Origin of the sequence: Actinomyces sp. zg296 (assembly GCF_009829695.1) — a bacterium.
Lineage (GTDB): Bacteria > Actinomycetota > Actinomycetes > Actinomycetales > Actinomycetaceae > Actinomyces > Actinomyces marmotae.
The window spans coordinates 1-5,688 of record NZ_VWPG01000019.1; the positions used below are offsets into that span (position 1 = coordinate 1).

At 59.6% G+C, this 5,688-nt stretch carries 3 rRNA genes; all 3 read right to left on the minus strand.

The features are described from left to right. Nucleotides 1-117: ribosomal RNA gene (gene rrf, locus GVV76_RS10090) — 5S ribosomal RNA — on the minus strand; the annotation flags it as partial. A 265-nt stretch (nucleotides 118-382) separates the two neighbouring features. Then, a 23S ribosomal RNA gene (locus GVV76_RS10095) occupies nucleotides 383-3,566 on the minus strand. Nucleotides 3,567-3,957: 391 nt separating this feature from the next. Further along, nucleotides 3,958-5,497: ribosomal RNA gene (locus GVV76_RS10100) — 16S ribosomal RNA — on the minus strand. Between the last annotated feature and the right edge of the window lie 191 nt (nucleotides 5,498-5,688).

Consider the following 5,688-nt stretch of genomic DNA (forward strand, 5'->3'; position numbering starts at 1 on the left):
CCCGGCGGTGTCCTACTCTCCCGCCCCCTGGCAGGGACAGTACCATCGGCGCTGGGGGTCTTAGCTTCCGGGTTCGGAAAGGGAGCCGGGCGTGGCACCCCCGCTATGACCACCGGGACGTCTATCAAATTCAACCACCAACCACACCACCCACCAACAAGGAGGGCAAGCAATAGTCCGTGGTATGGCCGGCCCACCCCACCCCACACACCCACGATCAAGAAACGAGGGTGTTGTTGTTGGGGGGTTGGGTCCGGGTTGGTCGTGGACCGCATAGTGGGCGCGCGTCTATGATCCCATCAACCACACCACCACCACCAAAAGAACCCCCTCAAAACGAGGAGCCTTCCTTTGAGGACTGGTGGGGCGTTGTTGTGTGTGTGTGTGCTTGTATCGGCCGATTAGTGCCAGTCAGCTCGATGGCCCTTACAGGCTGTCCACTCCTGGTCTATCAACCCAGTGGTCTACTGGGGGCCTCCCACCCCACGAAGGGGGCGTGGATACCTCATCTTGAAGATGGTTTCCCGCTTAGATGCTTTCAGCGGTTACCCGTCCCGAACGTAGCCAACCAGCCGTGCCCCTGGCGGGACAACTGGCACACCAGAGGTTCGTCCGTCCCGGTCCTCTCGTACTAGGGACAGGCCTTCTCAAGTATCCTGCGCGCGCAGAGGATAGGGACCGAACTGTCTCACGACGTTCTAAACCCAGCTCGCGTACCGCTTTAATGGGCGAACAGCCCAACCCTTGGGACCTGCTCCAGCCCCAGGATGCGACGAGCCGACATCGAGGTGCCAAACCATGCCGTCGATATGGACTCTTGGGCAGGATCAGCCTGTTATCCCCGGGGTACCTTTTATCCGTTGAGCGACGACCCACCCACACGGGATCGCCGGATCACTAGTTCCTGCTTTCGCACCTGCTCGACCCGTCGGTCTCGCAGTCAAGCTCCCTTGTGCACTTGCACTCAACACCTGGTTGCCGACCAGGCTGAGGGAACCTTTGAGCGCCTCCGTTACTCTTTAGGAGGCAACCGCCCCAGTTAAACTACCCACCAGGCACTGTCCCTGACCCGGATCACGGGCCCAGGTTCAGGCGCACGCCATGGCCAGAGTGGTATTTCAACGACGACTCCACCATCACTGGCGTGACGGCTTCACAGTCTCCCACCTATCCTGCACAAGCCATAGCGGGCGCCAATACCAAGCTATAGTAAAGGTCCCGGGGTCTTTCCGTCCTTCTGCGCGAAACGAGCATCTTTACTCGTAATGCAATTTCGCCGAGCTCATGGTGGAGACAGCGAGGAAGTCGTTACGCCATTCGTGCAGGTCGGAACTTACCCGACAAGGAATTTCGCTACCTTAGGATGGTTATAGTTACCACCGCCGTTTACTGGGGCTTAAATTCACCGCTTCACCCCACAAGGGGGCTGACGGATCCTCTTAACCTTCCAGCACCGGGCAGGCGTCAGTCCGTATACATCGCCTTGCGGCTTCGCACGGACCTGTGTTTTTAGTAAACAGTCGCTTCCCCCTGGTCTCTGCGACCCTCCCCCCTAACAGGCAAACTGTTTCAAGGATCGGGCCCCCCTTCTCCCGAAGTTACGGGGGCATTTTGCCGAGTTCCTTCACCATGATTCACTCGTGCGCCTAGGCATACTCTGCCCGACCACCTGTGTCGGTTTAGGGTACGGGCGGCTCGCACCTCGCGCCGGGGCTTTTCTCGGCGCCACAGGATCACCCTACTATCCCCCGCTATCAAACGGGGTCACCATCACGCCTCACCCTCCCACCCCACCAAACAGCAGGATGAGTGGCCCCCGGACTTACCTGGGGACCGGGCCACACGCTTGAACGGGCCAAGCCATCAGGCCCGCGGGGCTACCACTGCGCGTCACCCCTGTTAATGCGCTTGCCTACCAGCACGGAGGATCCCCAGACCATCACCAACCACCCACCAAGAAACCCGAAAGCTTCCCAGCAGGACACGGCCAGCAACAGCGTGGGTTAGCACCCGCACGTCAGCATGGGCGGTGCTACACCGGTACGGGAATATCAACCCGTCGTCCATCGACTACGCCTGTCGGCCTCGCCTTAGGTCCCGACTCACCCAGGGCGGACTAGCCTGGCCCTGGAACCCTTGGTCATTCGGCGCTAGGGCTTCTCACCCTAGTATCGCTACTCATGCCTGCATTCTCACTCCCGCGCCGTCCACCCCTGGGTCACCCCGAGGCTTCACCCGGCGCGGGACGCTCCCCTACCACCCACCGCCCCTGCCCCACCGCCAAAAAACGATAAGGAAGGAACAACGCGGCAGGTCCGCGGCTTCGGCGGCGTGCTTGAGCCCCGCTAAATTGTCGGCGCACGATCACTTGACCAGTGAGCTATTACGCACTCTTTCAAGGATGGCTGCTTCTAAGCCAACCTCCTGGTTGTCTGCGCGACCGCACATCCTTTCCCACTTAGCACGCGCTTAGGGGCCTTAGCCGGCGATCTGGGCTGTTTCCCTCTCGACGACGGAGCTTATCCCCCGCCGTCTCACTGCCCCGCTACCACCCGAACGGCATTCGGAGTTTGGCTGACGTCAGTAACCCTGTGGGGCCCATCAGCCACCCAGTAGCTCTACCTCCGCCGGGCAACACGAGACGCTGCACCTAAATGCATTTCGGGGAGAACCAGCTATCACGGAGTTTGATTGGCCTTTCACCCCTACCCACAGCTCATCCCCCCCATTTTCAACTGAGGTGGGTTCGGTCCTCCACACGCTCTTACACGTGCTTCAACCTGGCCATGGGTAGATCACCCCGCTTCGGGTCCAGAACGCGCCACTCACAACGCCCTTTCGGACTCGCTTTCGCTACGACTCCCCCACACGGGTTAGCCTCGCGACGCGCCACTGACTCGCAGGCTCATTCTTCAATAGGCACGCCATCACCCCCACAAAACGAAAGGGCTCTGACGGCTCGTAGGCGCCCGGTTTCAGGTACTCTTTCACTCCCCTCCCGGGGTACTTTTCACCATTCCCTCACGGTACTTATCCGCTATCGGTCATCAGGAAGTATTCAGGCAACCGAGTGGTCTCGGCAGATTCACACAGGATTCCACGGGCCCCGTGCTACTCGGGAACACCATCACGCAGGCCCACCGGTTTCACCTACGGGGCTTTCACCCACTACGGCCCTCCTTCCCAGAAGGTTCGGCTACCACACAGGCTTGATCACTGCGCCCCGCCACGGCAGCAACGGGAAAACAATGCCCCACAACCCCACGACCGCAACCCCTGCCGGGTAATCACACGACCATGGTTTAACCATCATCCGCTTTCGCTCGCCACTACTCACGGAATATCTTCTCCTACGGGTACTGAGATGTTTCACTTCCCCGCGTCACCCCCCACGCCCTATGAATTCAAGCGCGGGTGACCGGGCATGACCCCGGCCGGGTCCCCCCATTCGGAAACCCTCGGATCACAGCCCGCTAGCCGGCTCCCCGAGGCTTATCGCAGGCCACCACGTCCTTCATCGGCCCCTGATGCCAAGGCATCCACCGAACGCCCATAAAAACAAGCAACACACAAAAAACACACAAACAAAACAAGACCAAAGCAAAACAAAAAACACGCCCCACAAACCCCCAGACGCATCGCGCCACAAGCAAGGGATTCACGAGGCGCGCTGATGCTCGCGCCCACTATGCAGTTCACAACCAACCCACCCACACCAGACCCCACAACCACCAAAACCAGCGGCCACGAGCCCAGCCAGGCCCACCAAGGCACACCACGCCAAAGCGCGCTGTCCCAGAACCCCGATAACGCGCCATGCTCGCCCACGCCCAAAAAACTCCCACCAAACACGCCCCAGACAAGCAGAAACGACCCGCCACCAACCCACTTTCAGGCCAGCAGAACAAACAAGCCGCCCCCACCCACCCAAGACAGCGAGAGCAAAAAACTCCTTAGAAAGGAGGTGATCCAGCCGCACCTTCCGGTACGGCTACCTTGTTACGACTTCGTCCCAATCACCGGCCCCACCTTCGACCGCTCCCCGTAAGGCCACGGGCTTCGGGTGTTGCCGACTTTCATGACGTGACGGGCGGTGTGTACAAGGCCCGAGAACGTATTCACCGCGGCGTTGCTGATCCGCGATTACTAGCGACTCCAACTTCACGGTGTCGAGTTGCAGACACCGATCCGAACTGAGACCGGCTTTAAGGGATTCGCCCCGCCTCACGGCATCGCAACCCTCTGTACCGGCCATTGTAGCATGCGTGAAGCCCAAGACATAAGGGGCATGATGATTTGACGTCATCCCCACCTTCCTCCGAGTTGACCCCGGCAGTCTCCCGCGAGTCCCCGCCATAACGCGCTGGCAACACGGGACAAGGGTTGCGCTCGTTGCGGGACTTAACCCAACATCTCACGACACGAGCTGACGACAACCATGCACCACCTGTGAACCGGCCCCAAAAGAGGAACCCCCGTCTCCGGAAGCGTCCGGCACATGTCAAGCCTTGGTAAGGTTCTTCGCGTTGCATCGAATTAATCCGCATGCTCCGCCGCTTGTGCGGGCCCCCGTCAATTCCTTTGAGTTTTAGCCTTGCGGCCGTACTCCCCAGGCGGGGCACTTAATGCGTTAGCTGCGGCGCGGAAAACCCGGAAAGGCCCCCCACACCTAGTGCCCAACGTTTACGGCGTGGACTACCAGGGTATCTAATCCTGTTCGCTCCCCACGCTTTCGCTCCTCAGCGTCAGTAACGGCCCAGAGACCCGCCTTCGCCACCGGTGTTCCTCCTGATATCTGCGCATTCCACCGCTACACCAGGAATTCCAGTCTCCCCTACCGCACTCAAGCCGGCCCGTACCCACCGCAAGCCCCCGGTTAAGCCGAAGGATTTCACGGCAGACGCGACCAGCCGCCTACAAGCCCTTTACGCCCAATAATTCCGGACAACGCTCGCGCCCTACGTATTACCGCGGCTGCTGGCACGTAGTTAGCCGGCGCTTCTTATCCAGCTACCGTCAACCCACCCACAATAGAGCAGGCCTGCTTCACTGGCGAAAGAGGTTTACAACCCGAAGGCCTCCATCCCTCACGCGGCGTCGCTGCATCAGGCTTCCGCCCATTGTGCAATATTCCCCACTGCTGCCTCCCGTAGGAGTCTGGGCCGTGTCTCAGTCCCAGTGTGGCCGTCCACCCTCTCAGGCCGGCTACCCGTCAAAGCCTTGGTAGGCCATCACCCCACCAACAAGCTGATAGGCCGCGAGCCCATCCCCCACCAGAAAAGACCTTTCCCAACCCCACCATGCGGCAGGACCAGAATATCCCGTATTAACACCACTTTCGTGGCGGTATCCAGAAGAAGGGGGCAGGTTACTCACGTGTTACTCACCCGTTCGCCACTCATCCACCCCAACAAAAGCCAGGGCTTCACCGTTCGACTTGCATGTGTTAAGCACGCCGCCAGCGTTCGTCCTGAGCCAGGATCAAACTCTCCAAACAAAACATGAAACAAACACGCCCCAAGCCCACCAAAAACAAAGCAAACCAAGAACGCGCCCACTCCATACAAGCCCAGAAAAAAAGACCAGGCCCAACCCACACCACCACCAAAACAGCAGCAGCACAGGCCAAACAAAAAACAAGACATAAACAAGCATGACACGCTATCGAGTTCTCAAACAACACACCCA